13 protein-coding genes are annotated in these 17,941 nt (G+C 65.3%); 4 read left to right on the top strand and 9 right to left on the bottom strand.

Annotated features, from left to right (window positions below; all coding sequences use genetic code 11):
• Nucleotides 1-288 precede the first annotated feature (288 nt).
• From RCH15_RS10370 to RCH15_RS10385, 4 genes are all read right to left on the bottom strand, one after another.
• The gene (locus RCH15_RS10370; RefSeq protein ID WP_326960589.1) at nucleotides 289-417 is read right to left on the bottom strand and encodes an MFS transporter small subunit; all 129 of its coding nucleotides are present in this window, start codon (nucleotides 415-417) and stop codon (nucleotides 289-291) included.
• Between the two features lies 1 nt (nucleotide 418).
• Nucleotides 419-1,813, bottom strand: coding sequence for an OFA family MFS transporter (locus RCH15_RS10375; RefSeq protein WP_326960590.1), 1,395 nt, complete (start codon nucleotides 1,811-1,813; stop codon nucleotides 419-421).
• Between the two features lie 157 nt (nucleotides 1,814-1,970).
• Complete coding sequence (locus tag RCH15_RS10380) at nucleotides 1,971-4,562, bottom strand: Tex family protein (RefSeq protein ID WP_409017125.1); 2,592 nt, start codon at nucleotides 4,560-4,562, stop codon at nucleotides 1,971-1,973.
• A gap of 27 nt (nucleotides 4,563-4,589) precedes the next feature.
• Nucleotides 4,590-5,180 carry an SOUL family heme-binding protein gene (locus RCH15_RS10385; protein ID WP_326960591.1) on the bottom strand — a complete coding sequence of 197 codons (591 nt, stop codon included), beginning with the start codon at nucleotides 5,178-5,180 and terminating at the stop codon, nucleotides 4,590-4,592.
• A 177-nt stretch (nucleotides 5,181-5,357) separates the two neighbouring features.
• Between RCH15_RS10385 and RCH15_RS10390 the strand changes: the two genes are divergently transcribed.
• A complete protein-coding gene (locus RCH15_RS10390) occupies nucleotides 5,358-8,990 on the top strand; it encodes a TM0106 family RecB-like putative nuclease (protein ID WP_326960592.1) in 3,633 nt (1,210 codons plus the stop codon).
• A gap of 263 nt (nucleotides 8,991-9,253) precedes the next feature.
• On the opposite strand, the gene RCH15_RS10395 is transcribed toward RCH15_RS10390, so the two are convergent.
• From RCH15_RS10395 to RCH15_RS10405, 3 genes are all read right to left on the bottom strand, one after another.
• On the bottom strand, nucleotides 9,254-10,324 hold the full coding sequence (locus RCH15_RS10395; protein WP_326960593.1) for an alkene reductase: 1,071 nt from the start codon (nucleotides 10,322-10,324) through the stop codon (nucleotides 9,254-9,256).
• Between the two features lie 82 nt (nucleotides 10,325-10,406).
• Entirely contained in the window at nucleotides 10,407-11,462 is a 1,056-nt protein-coding gene (locus RCH15_RS10400) for a 2,3-butanediol dehydrogenase (protein WP_326960594.1), read from the bottom strand.
• 135 nt (nucleotides 11,463-11,597) lie between these two features.
• Nucleotides 11,598-13,388 (bottom strand): NAD(P)/FAD-dependent oxidoreductase, encoded by a 1,791-nt coding sequence (locus tag RCH15_RS10405; protein WP_326960595.1) that lies wholly within the window; start codon nucleotides 13,386-13,388, stop codon nucleotides 11,598-11,600.
• Between the two features lie 203 nt (nucleotides 13,389-13,591).
• Between RCH15_RS10405 and RCH15_RS10410 the strand changes: the two genes are divergently transcribed.
• Nucleotides 13,592-14,923: a GAF domain-containing protein gene (locus RCH15_RS10410; RefSeq protein ID WP_409017124.1), complete on the top strand. Its 1,332-nt coding sequence runs from the start codon at nucleotides 13,592-13,594 to the stop codon at nucleotides 14,921-14,923.
• Between the two features lie 67 nt (nucleotides 14,924-14,990).
• Here RCH15_RS10410 and RCH15_RS10415 read toward each other — a convergent pair whose 3' ends face one another.
• Together RCH15_RS10415 and RCH15_RS10420 are read right to left on the bottom strand one after the other, a co-directional pair.
• Nucleotides 14,991-15,386 carry a PKD domain-containing protein gene (locus RCH15_RS10415; RefSeq protein WP_326960597.1) on the bottom strand — a complete coding sequence of 132 codons (396 nt, stop codon included), beginning with the start codon at nucleotides 15,384-15,386 and terminating at the stop codon, nucleotides 14,991-14,993.
• A 551-nt stretch (nucleotides 15,387-15,937) separates the two neighbouring features.
• The gene (locus tag RCH15_RS10420) at nucleotides 15,938-16,591 is read right to left on the bottom strand and encodes a DUF6318 family protein (RefSeq protein WP_326960598.1); all 654 of its coding nucleotides are present in this window, start codon (nucleotides 16,589-16,591) and stop codon (nucleotides 15,938-15,940) included.
• 277 nt (nucleotides 16,592-16,868) lie between these two features.
• Between RCH15_RS10420 and RCH15_RS10425 the strand changes: the two genes are divergently transcribed.
• Complete coding sequence (locus tag RCH15_RS10425) at nucleotides 16,869-17,303, top strand: pyridoxamine 5'-phosphate oxidase family protein (protein WP_326960599.1); 435 nt, start codon at nucleotides 16,869-16,871, stop codon at nucleotides 17,301-17,303.
• A 38-nt stretch (nucleotides 17,304-17,341) separates the two neighbouring features.
• Nucleotides 17,342-17,800 (top strand): very short patch repair endonuclease, encoded by a 459-nt coding sequence (locus tag RCH15_RS10430; RefSeq protein WP_326960600.1) that lies wholly within the window; start codon nucleotides 17,342-17,344, stop codon nucleotides 17,798-17,800.
• The last annotated feature ends 141 nt before the right edge of the window (nucleotides 17,801-17,941 follow it).

Consider the following 17,941-nt stretch of genomic DNA (forward strand, 5'->3'; position numbering starts at 1 on the left):
GCCCCCTGGCTTCCGTGGGTGCGGCCAGAACGACCCGGGCATCGATGTCGTACGGAGCGCGGGCGCGCCGATGGTCTGCTACGCGAGTTGCCGCCCACGATGGCGCACAACACGCCCTCGATGGTGCACAACAGGACCAAGGGCAGCTGCCATTGGTCCTGTTTGTCACCGCCGGATGACCCCAGCGGCGACCTCCCTGGCCACCCGCCGCACCAGGGTCAGCGTGAGCGTGGTGCTGCGGCCGCTTACCGGGCGTGTGGGTGCAGGGCGTGGCTGCTTCCAGCCGGGTTAGCCAAAGAGGGCTGCCACGCGGGTGAGGGTCTCGTAGACGCCGTAGCCCAGCGGGATCCCTACCAGCGCCCAGGCGATCACAATTTTCCCGGTGGACTGTTTTGCGGATGTCTGTACAGTGCTCATCTCAGGCCTCCAGGGCAGGTTCGTCGGACCGGACACGGTCCGGGCGTGGCTCATGGAACCGGGCATCAACCGGCTTGACCAGCAGGTTGGCTACGAAGCCGATGACCAGCAGCCCCACCATGGTCAGCAGCGCAGGCTGGTAGGACGCAGCATTCAACTGCCCGGGCTTGCCCTGGGCATCCAGGAAAGCATTGACGATCAGCGGTCCCGCGACGCCGGCTGCGGACCAGGCGGTCAGGAGCCGGCCGTGGATCGCGCCGACCTGGAACGTGCCGAACAGGTCACGCAGGTAAGCCGGTGCCGTCGAGAAGCCGCCGCCGTAGAAAGAAATGATCAGGAACGCGAGGACCACATACAGGACGGTGGTGGTGGACCCGGCCAATGCCAGCACAGTGTAGAGCACCGCGCCGACGCCGAGGTAGACCATGTAGATGCGCTTGCGACCGGTGATGTCCGACGTCGCAGACCACGCGAAACGGCCTGCCATGTTGCCGATGGAGAGAAGGCCGACGAAGCCGGCGGCAACGGCGGCACTGACGAGGGACACGCCGTCGGACTGGCGGAAGAAGTCCTGGATCATGGGTGCAGCCTGTTCCAGGATGCCGATACCGGCGGTGACGTTGCAGAACAGCGCCACCCAGACCAGCCAGAACTGCTTGGTCTTGACGGCGTTCTTGGCGGAGACGTGTTCCGTGGTGACCAGTTTGGCAGCCTTGACCTTGGTGGGGTCGAAGCCGGCCGGCTTCCAGCCGTCGGCCGGGACCTTGATGGTGAAGGCGCCGAAGAGCATGTAGGCGAGGTAGATGACGGCGAGGGTGAGGAAGAGTTTGCCAACAGAGTCGCCGCTGGCCACCCAGCCCTTGGCCCCGGAGTTGGGGTCGTACATCTTCAGCAGCGCGGTGGAGACCGGGCTGGCGATCAAGGCGCCGCCGCCGAAGCCCATGATGGCCATGCCGGTGGCAAGGCCCGGGCGGTCAGGGAACCACTTGATCAAGGTGGACACCGGCGAGATGTAACCGATGCCCAGGCCGATTCCGCCGATGACGCCATAACCGAGGTAGACCAGCCACAACTGGCTGGTAAAGATGCCGAGCGAACCGACCAGGAAGCCGCTGGCCCAGAACACGGCCGAGGTAAACATGGCCTTGCGGGGACCGTTCGTATCCACCCAGGTGCCCATGATGGCCGCGGAGAGTCCCAGCATCACGATGGCGATGGAAAAGATCACGCCGATTTCGGTCAGGCTGGCACCGAAATGCTTCACCAGGGCTGTCTTGTAGACGCTGGTGGCGTAGGCCTGGCCGATGCACAAATGCACGGCAAGGGCTGCGGGAGGCACCAGCCACCGGTTGAATCCCGGCGGGGCAATTGTGCGGTCTCGGTCCAGCCAGCCCATTATGTATTTCCCTTGTTCGTCGAAGACCACAGCGTCCAGCGGTCCAGAGGCGAACGACCTCGAAACGTGCCGTTGCCTCCGGCAATCATGGTCCAAATGATCAGCAAACGTAGTATTCCTGCGCCGAGCGGTAGGAAATCCGCGCTAAGTGGTGGCGCTAGCGCCCGAGTCCGGCGTTCCGCAACGCCTCGGCCATCGCGGTGTCGGCCGGCACAGGCGCGGGCTTCGACCGTAGCGCAGGCGCAGCGGAGGTCCGACGATCAGGCTGCTTTCTGGACTGCTGCGTGCCGGGCTGCTGCCTGTCTGGCGCCTGCTTCCCGGGCTGCTGATTCCCGGGGGCCTGCTTCCCGGGCGCGTGTTTGCCGGGTTGCTGCGTGGACGCATTCCGCGCGGCCGCTCGCCCGCCGGGAGCCGGGCCGCCGTCGGGGGCAGAAAGGTCGTCGTCGAGTCGCAAGGTGAGCGATATGCGCTTGCGCTCCGGATCCGCCTCCAGCACCTTGACCCGAACCACCTGACCGGACTTCACCACCTCGCGGGGATCGGAGACGAAGCGGTTGGCCAGCGCGGAGACGTGCACCAGGCCGTCCTGGTGGACCCCGACGTCGACGAACGCACCGAACGCGGCCACGTTGGTGACAGTTCCCTCCAGCACCATCCCTGGCCGGAGATCGGAGATTCTCTCAATCCCTTCCGAGAACGTCGCCGCAGCAAAAACCGGCCGTGGATCCCGGCCCGGCTTTTCGAGCTCGGCGATGATGTCCTGCACCGTGGGCAGGCCAAACGCGCCGTCGACGAAATCCTGCGGGTTCAGCGCGGCGTAGCTTTCCGTGGCCTGGCCCTTTGCGCCGGCGGCGGTTTTGATCTTCCGCGCCACCGGGTACGCCTCCGGGTGCACGCTGGAGGCATCCAGCGGCTCCGCTCCCCCGCTGATCCGCAGGAAGCCGGCACACTGCTCGAACGCCTTGGCCCCGAGCCGCGGGACCTTCTTCAGCTCACTGCGCTTGCGGAACGGCCCGTGCTCGTTCCGGTAGGCGACAATGTTCTCGCTCAGCAGCGGCCCGACGCCGGCCACGCGGCTCAGCAGCGCCGGGGACGCCGTATTGACGTCCACACCGACGGCGTTCACGCAATCTTCCACCACGGCGTCGAGGCTGCGGTCCAGTTTCGCGGCGGTGACGTCGTGCTGGTACTGCCCGACGCCGATCGACTTCGGCTCGATCTTCACGAGCTCAGCGAGCGGGTCCTGCAACCGCCGCGCGATCGACACCGCCCCGCGCAAGGACACGTCCATGCCCGGCAGTTCAGCGGCCGCCAGTGCCGACGCGGAATACACCGAGGCGCCGGCTTCCGAGACGACGATCTTCTGCGGTTTGGCGCCGGGGCTGGTTGAGTTCAGTTTGGCTGAGTTCTGGCTGGCCGACCCGTGAACGGGTGAGTCCGGGCCGGAGGTGAGTTGTTTGAGCAGCTCTGCACCGAGTTTGTCCGTTTCCCGGGAGGCGGTGCCATTGCCGATCGCCACGAGTTCGACGCCGTACGTCCGTGCCAGCTTTACAAGCGTCCGCAGCGCCTCATCCCATTTCCGGGCCGGGGCATGCGGATAGACGGTATCAGTGGCCACGACCTTGCCGGTGCCGTCCACGACAGCGACCTTCACACCGGTGCGCAGTCCCGGATCCAGTCCCAGGGTGGTGCGGTTTCCGGCGGGCGCCGCGAGCAACACATCGCGCAGGTTTGCGGCGAAGACCCGCACGGCCTCGTCCTCGGCAGCGGCAAACATCCGGCTGCGCAGGTCAGCCGCCAACCGTGCCAGCACCCTCGATCGCCAAGCGAGCTGCGCGGTCTGCACCAGCCAGGCATCGGCGGGCCGGCCACGGTCGGCGACCCCGAGGAACCGGGCCACCGCTGCTTCATACCGTCCGCGCGCGGCGGTGAGGGCGGCGTCGTCGTTCGGTTCAGCCTCGGCGAGGTCCAATTCCAGCACCCCGTCCTTCTCGCCGCGCAACAGAGCCAGGACACGGTGCGACGGCATCCCGGCGGGGGCTTGCGAGAAGTCGAAATAATCCTTGAACTTTTGCCCCTCGGCGTCCTTGCCCTTTTTGACGCGGGACACCATCCGGCCCTGCGTCCAAAGCCGTTCCCGCAGCGTGGCGGCGAGGTCGGCGTCCTGCGCGACGCGCTCCACCAGAATGGACCGGGCACCGGCGAGCGCCGCGGCGGGGTCACCGATGGAGTGTTCGGCGTTGAGGTACTTGACGGCTTCGCGGTCCGGGTCCAGCTCGGGCCGCTCCAGCAGGGCCGAGGCGAGCGGCTCCAGTCCGGCCTCACGGGCAATCTGCGCCTTGGTGCGCCGCTTGGTTTTGAACGGCAGGTAGATGTCCTCCAACCGCGACTTCGTGTCGGCACCGACGACGGCGGCCTGCAGCTCCGGCGTGAGTGCGCCCTGTGCCGCGATCGCCTCCAGCACGGTCCGACGCCGGTCCTCCAGCTCGCGCAGGTACCGCAGCCGCTCCTCCAACTCCCGCAGCTGGGTGTCATCCAGCGTTCCGGTGGCTTCCTTGCGGTACCGGGCGATAAACGGCACGGTGGAGCCGGCGTCGAGCAGGTCCACGGCGGCTTTAACCTGCCATGCCTGCACACCAAGTTCTGCGGCGATCTGGGCGGCGATGCCCGACTCCTGGGTGTTAGCAGCCTCGGTTTTGGCGGTGCGGGTTGTTGCGGGCGCGGACGGTCGCTGCGGGGTGTGGTTCACCCTGCCATTTTGCCTTATTGGGGGCCGTTACAGCGCGGGCTGGGGTTGTTCGATGTCCTGGAGGACTTCGTTATGGCGGAGGAACCAGGGCTTGAAGGGCGGGTCGAAGCGCGCGAACCGTGGCAGGCCGACGCCGGTCAGGCCTGCGCTGGCCAGCGCGGTTTGCAATTGTTGGTTGCGTTTGTCGAACGCGCTTCTCGACCCACTGCCGGAAAAGACAAGCGCGGCGGTCACCGAACCGGGCATTTCCCGGATCTTGACGACCGGATCCGTCGGAACCGGGGCCGTCTCAGCTGTCATCGCTGCCGGCAGGACGAAGGCCACAACGTACTCGCCGGGGCCCTCACCCCCTGTCAGCGCCCCGCTTTGGAGAACGGGGGCCGTCATGGCGATCTTTTGTGAAGGGCCGTACCCCTGGATCACCGGGGCCGTCATCGCTACTGACTGCCGGGCCACATTGTTGCCGGTGATGTAGTTGAAAAGGTATCGGAAGGCCGCATTTCCGGCCCGGTCGAAGGTCGCATCAACCTGGACCTCGGCGACCACATGCGCTGGATAGCGGCGCACCTCGAAGTCAGGGTAGCGCTGGATGAGCTCAAAGGGCTGCTGTTCAGTCATTGTCTCTTAGACAATACGCCCGGCCTGCGACTGGAACCAGCCCGTTTCTCCCGGGTGCCACCAGGATTGTCAGAGGGCTTTGATAGCTTGAAGAGTGGAACGGCGAGGCCGCGTTCGAGGCACTCCAGCGACCAGTCCGGCTTCTCATGAGTGCAGCGCATCGACATCGGGGGCACAGTGTTTTTTCTTGAACCGGAAGTTCCGGGGTCCGCGCCGGACCTGGTCTTCTCCGCGAGTGACCTGGTGACCGCTGCCAGTTGCGAATATCAGCTGCTCAGGAAGCTCGATGAAAAGCTGGGCCGGTCCGCCAAGGCCGTTTTCGAGGACGACGAGATGCTCAAGCACGCCGCCGCGCTCGGTGATGTCCACGAACGCAAAGTCCTGGACGGCTTCGTCCGGGATTTCGGCCACTGGGACCCGGCCGCCGGGAGGGGCGTGTATGACGTCGCAGAGGCTGTGGCCATGGACCGCGCCACCCTGCAGGCCAAGCACCGCGAGTCCATCAATGCCCTGCGCGCCGGCGCCGACGTCGTGTTCCAGGCGGCCTTCTTCGACGGACAGTTCCACGGCCGCTCCGACTTCCTGGTCCGCCAGACCGACGCCAGCTACGCAGTATTCGACACCAAACTGGCCCGCCACGCCAAGGTCACCGCGCTGCTCCAGCTTGCCGCCTACGGGGACCAATTGCTGAAGGCAGGAATCCGCACGGATCCCGCTGTGACCCTGGTCCTCGGTGCCACCGTCCCGCTCCCCGACGGGGGTTTCGACTACGTCCGCAGTCACCACAAGCTGGCCGAGATCCTGCCGGTTTTCCGGGAGCGGAGGGACCGCTTCGTCGCACTGACCTCCTCGCACACTGCGCAGCCCGGCACCATTCAGTGGGGCGCCCCCGGGGTCAGCGCGTGCGGCCGCTGCGACTACTGCCAGGAGCAGGTCGCTGCCACCGACGACCTCCTGCTCGTGGCGCGGATGAATTCGGCACAGCGCAAGGCACTGCACGAACGCCAGATCTTCACGGTGCAGGAATTCGCGGAAGCACAGCTTCCCGACGCGAACTCGGCATTGCTGCGCCTGCAGGACCAAGCCCGGATGCAGTGCGGTGTGGGCCCGACCGACGGCGGCGTCCGGTTCGTCAAGGACGGAACCGACCACTCCATCAGCTACCGGGTGGTTCCCGGGAACACGTTGGCCGAGCTGCCGCCGCCCAGCGCCGGAGACATCTTCTTCGACTTCGAGGGCGACCCTCTGTGGCAGGAAAACGCCACCGGCGTCTGGGGACTGGAATACCTGTTCGGGGTCGTCGAAGCACCCGCTGGGCCCGGCGTGCCCGGAGTGTTCCGGCCGTTCTGGGCCCACAGCCGGGAAGCCGAAAAACAAGCATTCCTCGACTTTCTCGACTATGTGGAGAAGCGCCGGCAGGACTACCCGGACATGCATGTCTACCACTACGCCGCATACGAGAAAACCGCCCTCCGGAAGCTCTCCGTGCTGCACGTTGCCGGCGAAGACACCGTGGACCAGTGGCTGCGCGACGGGCTTCTGGTGGACCTCTACCAGACGGTCCGGAACAGCATTCGGGTCTCGGAGAACTCCTACAGCATCAAGAAACTCGAGCCGCTGTACATGGGGACAAACCTGCGCTCCGGTGACGTGAAAGACGCCGGAGCCTCGGTGGTGGCCTACGCCCACTACTGCGACGCCCGCGACGACGGCCGGGCCGAGGACGCGGCCACCATCCTCGCCGGGATCTCTGACTACAACGAATACGACTGCCTCTCCACACTGGAGCTGCGGAACTGGCTGCTGGGCTTGGCAAGCGATCGAGGCATCAAACCGGCAGGCGAGGGGGCCACGGGCGAGGCCACGTCCGGCGGCAACCCCGGCGCCGGCTCTGCGCCGACCACCGCGGAGCTGGATCCGCTGAATCCGCTGGATCCGCTGGAAGTGACACTCGGGAAACTGGCGGAGTCCGGCGTCGGGCTGTCCGAGGACGACCGGAAAGCTGTTTCAATGCTGGCAGCTGCCGTCAGCTATCACCGCCGGGAACGCAAGGCGTTTTGGTGGGCGCACTTCGACCGCTGCGAGAACGGCCCGGACACCCACCACCAGCAGGACCGCAACGTCTTCCTGGTGGAAAGTGCCCACGTGCTGGAGGACTGGTGGAAGGACGGCGCCAAGCTACCGGAGCGAAGGGTGAAGCTGGTCGGCACTCTCAGCCCCGGCTCGGACCTCCGCGAGGGCAGTAAATGGTTCCGGATGTACGACCCGCCACTTCCGGCCGGGCTTGAGGGCACCGGTATCAACGGCACCGGACGCAACGGGTGGTTCGGGACCGAGGTTCTGGAACTCGGCCAGGAGGACGGCAGGGACACCGTCGTCATCCGGGACAAACTCCGCAAGACCGTCGAACCCTACAGCCAGGTCCCCGTGGCGCTGACCGAGGACCAGCCCATCCAGACCAAGAGCCTCGAGGACGCACTCGCCGCGCTGGCCTCCACCGTCACGGCAGGACTACAGGCGGGGGCGTCCGGTTTTCCCCGGCATCCGGCCTTGGATCTTGTCCGCCGTGTTCCGCCACGGCTGGCCTCCGGTGCGCCGCTCCCCACGCCAGGGGCAGGCGAGGACCGCTTCATAGACGCGATCACGGCGGCCGTCGGCGCCTTGGACCATTCCTACATCGCGGTCCAGGGCCCGCCCGGGACGGGCAAAACCCACGTGGGCTCCCACGTCATCGCCCGCCTGGTGGCCCGGGGGTGGAAAGTCGGGGTGGTCGGCCAGTCCCATGCCGTGGTGGAGAACCTGCTCAAGACGGCTGTGACCAAAGCCGGCGTCGATCCAGTCCGCGTGGCCAAGGACGTGAAGCACGGTGAGCCGCTCCCGTGGGAGCAACGCTCGGCCCAGGACGTGGCACGGCTGCTCGACTCCCCCGGTGGCGCGCTCATCGGCGGCACCGCCTGGACCATGACGGGAGCCAACGTTCCGGCCGGGTCCTTGGACCTGCTGGTGATCGACGAGGCCGGGCAGTTCTCGCTTGCCAACACCCTCGCCGTGGCACAGGCCAGCAGCCGGTTGCTGTTGCTCGGCGACCCCCAGCAGTTGCCGCAGGTCAGCCAGGGCGCCCACCCCGAACCGGTGGATGAGTCGGCTCTGGGCTGGGTTTCCGCCGGCCATGCCACGCTGCCGTCGGAGCTGGGCTATTTCCTGGCCGACTCGTGGAGGATGACATCGGAGTTGTGCCTGGCCGTGTCCGAACTCTCCTATGAGGGAAAGCTGCGGTCGGCCCCGGCCGCCGACCTCCGGAGGCTCGATGGGGTCCCCGCCGGGATCGAGACCGTGCTGGTGGAGCACAGCGGCAACATCACGTCCTCCCGCGAGGAGGCCGCCGAAGTCGTCCGGCAAGCGCGGCGCCACCTGGGCCTGGTCTGGCATGCTGAGGACGGCAGCCGGCCGCTGGCAGCCGCCGACATCCTGGTGGTGGCCGCCTACAACGCCCAGGTCAACGTTATCCGCGAAGCCCTCGACGCCGCGTCCCTGGCCGGTGTCCGGGTGGGGACCGTCGACAAGTTCCAGGGCCAGGAAGCCGTCGTCGTGATGGTGTCCATGGCGTGTTCGGCGGTGGCGGAGGCTCCGCGCGGGATGGAATTCCTGCTCTCCCGCAACCGGATCAATGTGGCAGTGTCCCGCGGGCAGTGGCGCGCCGTCGTCATCCGCGCACCCGAACTCACCAACTACCTTCCTGCCCATCCCGACGGCCTGGAGCAGCTTGGCGGGTTCATCGGGCTGTGCCAGCGCTCGGTCGCCCCCAACTGACACCCGGGCATGCCCATCGTTGCCCAGCACCCACCGGGCATGCCCATCGTTGCCCAACACCCACCGGACATGCCCGTTGTTGTGCCGCACCCACCGGACATGCCCGTTGTTCGCGCCAAGGCCCACGGGACATGCCCATTGTTAAACGCGAACAGTGGGCAGAATCGCATTCTGCCCACTGTCCGTGGCCGCCAATGGGCATGTCCGGTCCCGGGGTCGCCAGGAGGGGACATGTCCAGTGGTGAAGGGTGAAGCTGGCGGACCTAGTTCTGGTACGCCGGGTAGTCCGTGTAGCCCTTGGCGCCCTCGCCGTAAAAAGTCAACGGGTCCGGCTCGTTGACCGGGAGCCCTTCACGCCAGCGGCGGACAAGGTCCGGGTTGGCGATGGCCGGGCGTCCGACGACGACGGCGTCAGCGAGGCCGTCGGCGACCAAGGCCGTGGCTTCCTCGCGGGTGGTGATGACGCCGAAGCCGGTGTTGAGCAGGAAGGTGCCGCCGAAGCGGCTGCGCAGATCCTGCACCAGGTCGCCTGTGGGCTCCTTGTGCAGGACGCTGAGGTAAGCGAGCTTCAGGGGCGCAAGCGCATCCACCAGGATGTCGTAGGTTGCGCGGACGTCGGCTGCCTCGCTCTCCACGGCTCCCTGGACATTGTGCTCGGGCGAGATACGGATGCCAACGCGGTCGGCGCCCACGGCCTCGACCACGGCGCGGGTCACCTCAATGACGAAGCGCGCACGGTTCTCCGGCGAGCCGCCGTAAATGTCGTCGCGCTGGTTGGCGGACGGGGTCAGAAATTCGTGCAGCAGGTAACCGTTGGCTGAGTGCAGCTCGACGCCGTCGAACCCGGCACCGATCGCGTTGCGGGACGCAGTGACAAATTCCTGGACGATGCCCGGCAGTTCGTCGGCGGTCAGGGCGTGCGGAACAGGGAACGCCTGCTTGCCCGTGTAGGTGCGGGTTTCACCGTCGATCGCGATGGCGCTGGGTGCTACCACTTGGTAACCGCCGGTGGTGTCTTCATGGGTGACACGTCCGGCGTGCATGACCTGGGCGAAAATGCGGCCGCCCTCGGCGTGCACGGCGGAGGTGACGTTGGCCCAGCCCTCCAGCTGGGCCTCGGTCACCAGGCCGGGCTGCCCCGGGAACCCCCGGCCGGCGTGGCTGGGGTACGTGCCCTCACTGACGATCAGTCCGAGGGACGCCCGCTGCCGGTAGTGCTCGACGACGAGGGGCCCGGGGATGCCTTCCTGACCGGAGCGGACGCGCGTCAGCGGCGCCATCACGAGTCGGTTGGGCAGTTCCATCTCGCCGAGAGTCATTGGGGAAAACAGCATGCGCAGTTCCTTTCACCAGGGATTGGGTTCACTGGAGGTAACTGCGGGGCGCCTGCAACTATTCCGGACGAGACCCGGATCACTACGGATGAACGATGATCTTCACTGCGGTGTCGTTGTGGTTGATCAGAGTATCGAAGCCCTTGTCCACGAGGTCATCGAGTGCGATTCTGCCCGTGATGAAGGGTTTCAGATCAACCTTGCCGTCCTGGACGAGCTTGATCGCGGCCGCATGGTCGCCGCAGTAGGCAATGGTGCCGCGCAGGTCGATTTCTTTCAAAACGATCTTTTGCATGTCCACCGTTGCCGGACGTCCCCAGATCGAAACGTTAACCACCACGCCGGCTGGCTTGACGACGTCGAGCATCGTGTCCAGCACGGCATTCACTCCCGCGCATTCAAAGGCCCCGTCTGCCCCGAGGCCGTTGGTGAGCGCCAGCACCCGGGCCTTGACGTCATCCGAGCTCGGATCGAGGACATGGTCCGCAACACCGGAGGAGACCGCCTTCTCCTTCCGGGCCGCTGACAGTTCGGTGACAATGGTGGTGATTCCCAGGCCCTTGAGGACCGCTGCGGTGAGCAGGCCAATGGGGCCGGCGCCGCCGACGACGGCGACGTCCCCGGCTTTGAGCCCGCCGCGGCCGACGGCGTGGTAGGCGACGGCGAGGGGTTCAATGAGCGCCGCTTCATCCAGCGGGATGTCACCGACGGGGTGCACCCAGCGGGCGTCGACCACGATGGTCTCACTAAGGCCGCCGCCGCCCCCTGCCAACCCGATGAAGCCCAGCTTGGTGCACAGGTTGTAGTGGCCGCTTCGGCACGGGCCGCATTCATTGCAGACGAGATACGGTTCCACCACCACGTTGTCCCCGACCTTGAGACCACTCACGCCCTCCCCCAGTTCGTTGACCGTGCCGGAGAATTCGTGGCCCATGGTCACCGGGGCGGCTTCGCTGGAAAGCGGGTGGGGATGGCCGGGCGCCGGGGTGAAGATGGGCCCTTCCAGGAACTCATGCAGGTCGGTGCCGCAGATGCCGCACCAGGCGACGGAAATTTTCACCGCTCCGGGGCGCAGCTCCGGCTCGGGAATGTCTTCGATTCGGAGGTCGTTGCGGGCGTGGAAACGTGCTGCCTTCATGGTGTTCTGCCTTCGCGTTGCTGCTGTGGAAGCGCCCGGGTGAGGCGCTTCTACAGCAGGTCATTGGATTGTCAGGGAAAGGGCCGTCACCCCCAGTGTGGTTCCCGGGGGCGCGGATGTCACGGCAGGTGCGGTTCAGCGGGTGTGGTGCGTGGGCTGGCGCTCGAAGACCGGCGTCGGGAGTCCTTCCATTCTGGCCTTGAGCTGCAGCGCCAAGTAGTTGGAGTAGTGGCGGCTTTGGTGCAGATTGCCGCCGTGGATCCAGAGTTGGTCCACGTTGGTGGGCTTCCACATGTTCCGCAGCTCACCCTCCCACGGTCCCGGGTCCTTCGGGGTGTCCGAGCCGAAGCCCCAGCACTTGCCGACGGCGTCGGCCACCTCGGGAGAAACGAGATCGGCCAGCCAGCCGTTCATCGACCCGTAGCCGGTGGCGTAGACGATGGCGTCGGCTTCCAGTTCGGTTCCGTTGGCCATGACGACGGCGTTGCCGGTGATCTTGCCGACCTCGCCGTTGGCGAGCTTGACCCGTCCGTCGATAATTAGCTGCGAGGCGCCGACGTCGATGTAGTAGCCGGAGCCGCGCCGCAGGTATTTCAGGAACAGGCCGGAACCGTCGACGCCGAAGTCCAGATCAAAGCCGGCTGCCTCCAGCTGCGAGTAGAACTCGGCGTCCCGCTCGGCCATCTCCGCGTACACGGGGATCTGGGCTTCCGGCAGGATCCGGTACGGCAGTGAGGCGAACAGCAGGTCGGCTTTTTCCGTGGTGACGCCGTTGGCCAGCGCCTGCTCCGAATACAGGCCTCCCAGAGCGAGGTCCATGAGGGATTCACTGCGGGCGATGTGGGTGGAGGAGCGCTGGACCATGGTGACGTCCGCGCCGTGTTCCCAGAGGTCGGCGCAGATGTCGTGGGCCGAGTTGTTGGAACCGATGACCACGGCTTTTTTACCGGTCCAGTCTCCGCCGCCGGGGTGCTTGGAGGAGTGGTATTGCTCGCCCTGGAAGGATTCGGCGCCGTCGAACGTGGGGACGCTGGGGTACCCGGACACGCCGAGGGCGAAGACCAGCTGCTTGGGACGCAGGGTGACGGGTTCGCCGTCGCGCACCACCTCTACCACCCATTCCTGCGCGGATTCGTCGAAGCGGGCGGCGGTGCATTCGTTCTTGGACCAGTAGTTCAGTTCCATGATCCGGGTGTAGTTCTCCAGCCAGTCGCCGATCTTGTCCTTGGCCGCGAAGACCGGCCAGTCGTCCGGGAACTTGATGTAGGGCAGGTGGTCGTACCAGACCGGGTCGTGGAGGTGGAGGGACTTGTAACGGTTCCGCCAGGAGTCACCCGGGCGATCGTTCTTTTCGATGATGATGGTGGGCACGCCAAGCCGCCGCAGCCGGGCGCCCAGCCCGATCCCGCCCTGGCCGCCGCCGATGATGACGGTGTAGGGCTGGTCTTCGTAGCCGAGCCGGGCTTCCTGCTCTTCTTTCAGCTCCAGCCATGATTTGCGGCCCTTGGTGATTTGGTGGGCGACCCCCTTCTCCCGGTTGGGGCCCTTCTTTTCCTCGAAGCCCTTGAGTTCCTGCATGGTGGTGAGCAGGGTCCAGCATTTGCCGTTGCGGAGGCGCAGATGGGCGTAGCCCCGGGCCTGGGCGGTCTCAAAGTCCACCCAAGCCTCGGTGTTGGCCGCATCCCCGGTAGCGTCTTCCGCCAGGGTCCAGTTGCTGGGCCGCACGTCGTCGAGGGTTGCATCCAGCATGCGCCGGATGTCCTCTTTACCTTCCAGAGTTTTGAGATTCCAGGTGAAGGAAACGAAATCGCGCCAGTACGAATCGTCGTCGAACAGGTCAAGCACGCGGTCCGTATCGTGGCTGCGCAGCGCCTCATCGAACTGCGCCAGCCACGCCTCGACCACGCCATTGGGTGTCTCAGGCATGATTCCTCTTTCCGTTGCCAACTGTGGGCGGATGCCGCTGCAGGACATGCCGTCCGTGCAGTGACCCGCCTCACAAGTAAAGATCACCGGGGGTTACAATCGGGTTACACAGAGCGCTCCTGATCCCGGCCTTGGTTCCGCCGGTCAGGGGCTGGCCTGAGCTGGAGGGTCCGACGATTCGAGGGCGAGTTGGGAACATGATCATGCGGCCGGGCAGTCGCTCTTTCACGCAGCTCTCGGACTTGAGATTTTCCGCGCCGGCAGAGTACGCCCGGGCCCTCCGTAAGGCACATGAAGCCTCGGTCTCCGGCTCGCCAAGCCCGCATTTGTCGCCGTCCCTGATCAAGTCCTGGCAGCGTTCGCTTGCCATGGGTATCAATCCCGACGGACACCGACCCGTCCACCGGCATGAAGTTTCCGAGGCCCGCTCGCTCAGTGCCGGCCACCGGCTGGCGGCTGTGATGCCTGCGCTGTCCCAACTCCTGGCCGATGAGACCGTCACCGGGCGCCATCTGCTGATCGTGACCGATCACGACGGGGAGGTGCTCTGGCGTGTGGGGAGCAAACAAGCGTTGAAACTTGCGGATTCGCTGGAGTTTGTCGAGGGCGCGGATTGGTCTGAGGCCGGGGTGGGAACCAACGCCATCAGCGAGGCCTTGGTGACGGGAGCGCCGGCGCAGCTCTTCTCGGCGGAGCACCTCGTCCGGACCCATCACGACTGGGCCTGCACGGCATCGCCGATTCGTGACCCGCTGACGGGGGAAGTCCTCGGTGTTTTGGACGTGTCCGGCCCGTTCGAATCCGTGACACCGGACAGCCTTCGTCTGGTGCGGTGCGGGGTGCGCTTGGCCGAGGAGCTGTTGAAATCCGCGGCTCCCGCGGACGGTTCCCGCCGCCCGGAGCGCAGCGGGTCAGGTGTCGACAGCTCAGTGCGGGCCTCTTCCGGAGTCCGGGTCCAGTTGACGCTGTTGGGAGACGCCCCGTCAGCAGCGCTCGACGGCGGCACCCGCCGCCCGCTGACACTGCGCCGGGCCGAGATCCTGGCCTTACTGGCCTCCCGGACACGGGGTTGGAGCGCCGACGAATTAGCCTTTGAAATCCACGGCGATGCGGGCACCGCAGCGGCGATCCGGACCGAGATGCACCGGATCCGCAGCGTGCTGGGCGAGGTAGTGGAGGCAAACCCCTACCGTTTTTCGTCTTCGGTCGGGGTTGAGACAGACGCATCGGCGGTGGCAGGCCACCTGCGGGAGGGCCGGGTTCATGCGGCGGTTGCGGCCTATCCGGCCAAAATTCTCAATCGTTCCAACAACCTCGCCATCGGTTTCCTGCGGGATGAACTCAATGAAGCCGTCGGCGCCTCGGTTCGGGCCAGTGGCGATGCCGGGTTGATGCTGCGGTGGTGCACGTCCGATATGGGGTCCACGGACACGGCCGCTGCGGCGCTGGCTGCGAAGCTTTTCGGGCCGCTGAATCCACGCGCCCAGCTGGTGACGGCACGGATGGAGCGACTGGACCGGGAACTGCGGGCGTAGGCGGCATCAAGCGCTCACGCTGCCTCCCAGTCTGGTCTCACTCAGCCCCTTCTGGCTCGACTCTGTCCTAGTGAGCCGGAGGTGCGACGCCGGGGCAACCTTGGCCCAGCGGGTTGCGGAGGCAGTCGTCAGCATAGTTCCGCGTGATGGAACGCCAGACACTGACGGGCTGCGGTGGAGCACTGAACTGCCCTTGCCCCGGGATTGGCAGGGGTGGTCCGCCGTTGACCGAGTACGTGCCCTGGAAATGGGTGGTCAGCACCACCGAGAAATCACCGGTCTGGGCATAAACGTGACTGGTGGCAGTCTTCTCACCCCAGCGGTCCTGCGGGAGGGGTCCTCCGGTGGCGGCCTGCGGTCCCAGCGAGATTCCGTCGCCATAACTCCAGGTGTATCGGACGGGCTTGGCAGCGACGTGCACCTTTTGGGCCAAAATTGTGATGTCGAACTGCTGCTCAGCCACGTCGGCGAAAAAATTGGTCTCGGCTCCCCGAAGGGTATGGGGACTGGGTTGCGCGGTGACCGAGCCTGCACTGACTGGCAGCTTTTGGAACTCCGTTTGGATCATCGCTGCGATCCGGGGCAGCAAGTCTTCCGGCCTTGGGTCAAAGAGACACGTGGGTCCGGAGTGGTACGTCCATGTGGGATTTGGTACGCCGGCCGGTGCTTTCAGCCACAGGACCGGGATGCCGTCTTTGCCGTCCGGGCCGTTTTTGCAATCCACAAGGTCCGCGAGGCAGTTCGTGTCAAAGTCTCCAGCGCCGAGGTGGCACTGGAGTTCATATTTGTATTGGTACGGGTCGGCACTGGGGCTACCCGGTTGAAGCGCCACGAACTTCCCAGTCGCTGGATCCAGACGCCAGCCCCCGACGTTGACGCCCTGATTGCCAAAACCAGCATCTATGCCATCGCCCTCCGCAACCGCGGAGGGCGGAGAAAGGGTAAATCCGAGAATTATGCACGCGACTGCGAAAATCTGACGGATGTGACGTCGATCGAGGCGACCCAGGCCACTCATCGGATCGGATGAAGTGCGGCGAGTTGCCATGAATCACTCGCATATTTCACAAGCAAGACGTTTCCCGTGTCGGATGGTTGAGTGGATTCGCGAAACTCGACGCCTCCCGGCTCAAAATAAGTGATCATCGCCTGTTGGACTTGCACTACAACCTGGTACTGGCCGTCACTTCCTCGTTCAAAGGTCGTGCTTATGGAGGGAGTCTCAATGCGCCCACCGGCCAGCCAGCGATCGTCAGCATAGTTTGTCGTCAGGGAGCGCACTATGTTGGAACAGAACTGACAACTCGGGGATGTCACCGAATCTAATCCTGAGGTATCGCCCGTTTCATATGCGAAGTTCAACTGATCGAACCAGTACCGCGCAAACGCCTCCAGACCTTCCTTCGTCTCGGCCTTGGCGGTTTCCGGCAACGCGGGGACGGGCACGTTTTGCGCCCGGCCAGAGGCGTCGGCGGGCTTGTAACTGGCCGTCGGTGTCGGCGTTGGCGTCGGAGTAAGCGACCCGGTCGGACTCGAGGACGGTGGTGCCGCCGTCGCTCCCGGCGTTGCTCCCCCGCCGGTGCAGGCTGTGATCGGGAACAGGGAAAGTGCGACCAAGACGGCGCAAATTTGTCTGCGATGGCCGAAGAACGGAGTGCGGGATGTCATGGTCAGCTATTCCCCCCGATAGAAATCAAGACGCCTGAAGCCAAACAATGACTTAAGGGTAACCGACATCACATTTTGGACATCCAAGTTATCCACAGACGCCGGCATGACCACCGGCGCACTCGATCCCCGGTGCAGCGTCAGACTATGGCCGGGGTCGGACATTCCAGGTGCTGTTCAGTCGCTTCGCCGCACCAGTGCCACCTCACGCCGATTCACGGTGACTTCCCCGCGTTAGCCTCTGGTGTTTTTCCATACAGCCCAGAACAATGAACCCATGATGTTCGAACATGAAGGCGAAAACCCCATCCTCGTCCTTGACGCTGATCAGAGCTGGAAGCTGATCGAGAGCACCAAGCACGGCAGGCTGGTGCTGATCGTGGGCGGCGAGCCCGATATCTTTCCTGTGAACTACGCCGTCAGCGGCAGGAAGCTCTACCTCCGCACAGCCCCGGGCAACAAGCTTGCCGAGCTGACCATTAACGCCAAGATCCTGTTCGAGACGGACGGCATCCTGTCCGAAGAGGCCTGGTCAGTTGTTCTTCGTGGCACGGCCCGGGTGTTGGAGCAGTCCGCCGAGATCGAAGCGGCAGAGGCCTTGGAGCTCAAGCCCTGGGTGCCCACCCTGAAGGACTTCTATGTAGAGATCGAGCCCACCTCGGTGAGCGGCCGACACTTCCAGTTCGGCGAGCATCCAGAGCGGGAGATTTAGCAGCCAGTCTGACGCCGCAGGCCGCCTAGACTTAAACGATGGCGGACCAGTTGACCCCGGAGTGGCGCAGCTGGAACATGTCCCGGATCCGCGGGAAGAACACCAAGCCTGAACTGCAAGTCCGCAAATTTCTGCATGCCAAGGGCTATCGATACCGGCTGCACGGCGCCGTCCGCGGAGCACGGTTGCCCGGCCATCCCGATCTGGTGTTCGCGGGCCGCCGCAAAGTTATCTTCGTCAACGGTTGCTTCTGGCACTTCCACGACTGCCGGGTGGGGCAGCATGCGCCGAAGGCCAACGCGGAGTTCTGGGAAACCAAACGCACCCGGACCCGGACCCGGGACGCCGAACAGCGCAGGCAGCTAGCAGACTCGGGTTGGGAGGTCCTCACCGTGTGGGAATGCGAGCTCAAGGACCGTACGGCACTGGAGAAGCAACTGGACGACTTCCTGCAGCCAACGGACTCACACCGCGCGCCGCCACCTATACTCGGGTAACCGCGGCGGCAGTGGCGATGGTTGGGTCCCCGTGTAGAAGTCCAGTTGCTCCGGGTCCCTCTTGGTGGACCGGCTATATGTGAGAGGTGGATAGTGACTTCGAGGAGGTCATGAAATGCCTTTTGAATATCCTGCATCTGT

Source organism: Arthrobacter sp. MP_M4 (assembly GCF_035984855.1).
Classification (GTDB): Bacteria; Actinomycetota; Actinomycetes; order Actinomycetales; family Micrococcaceae; genus Arthrobacter.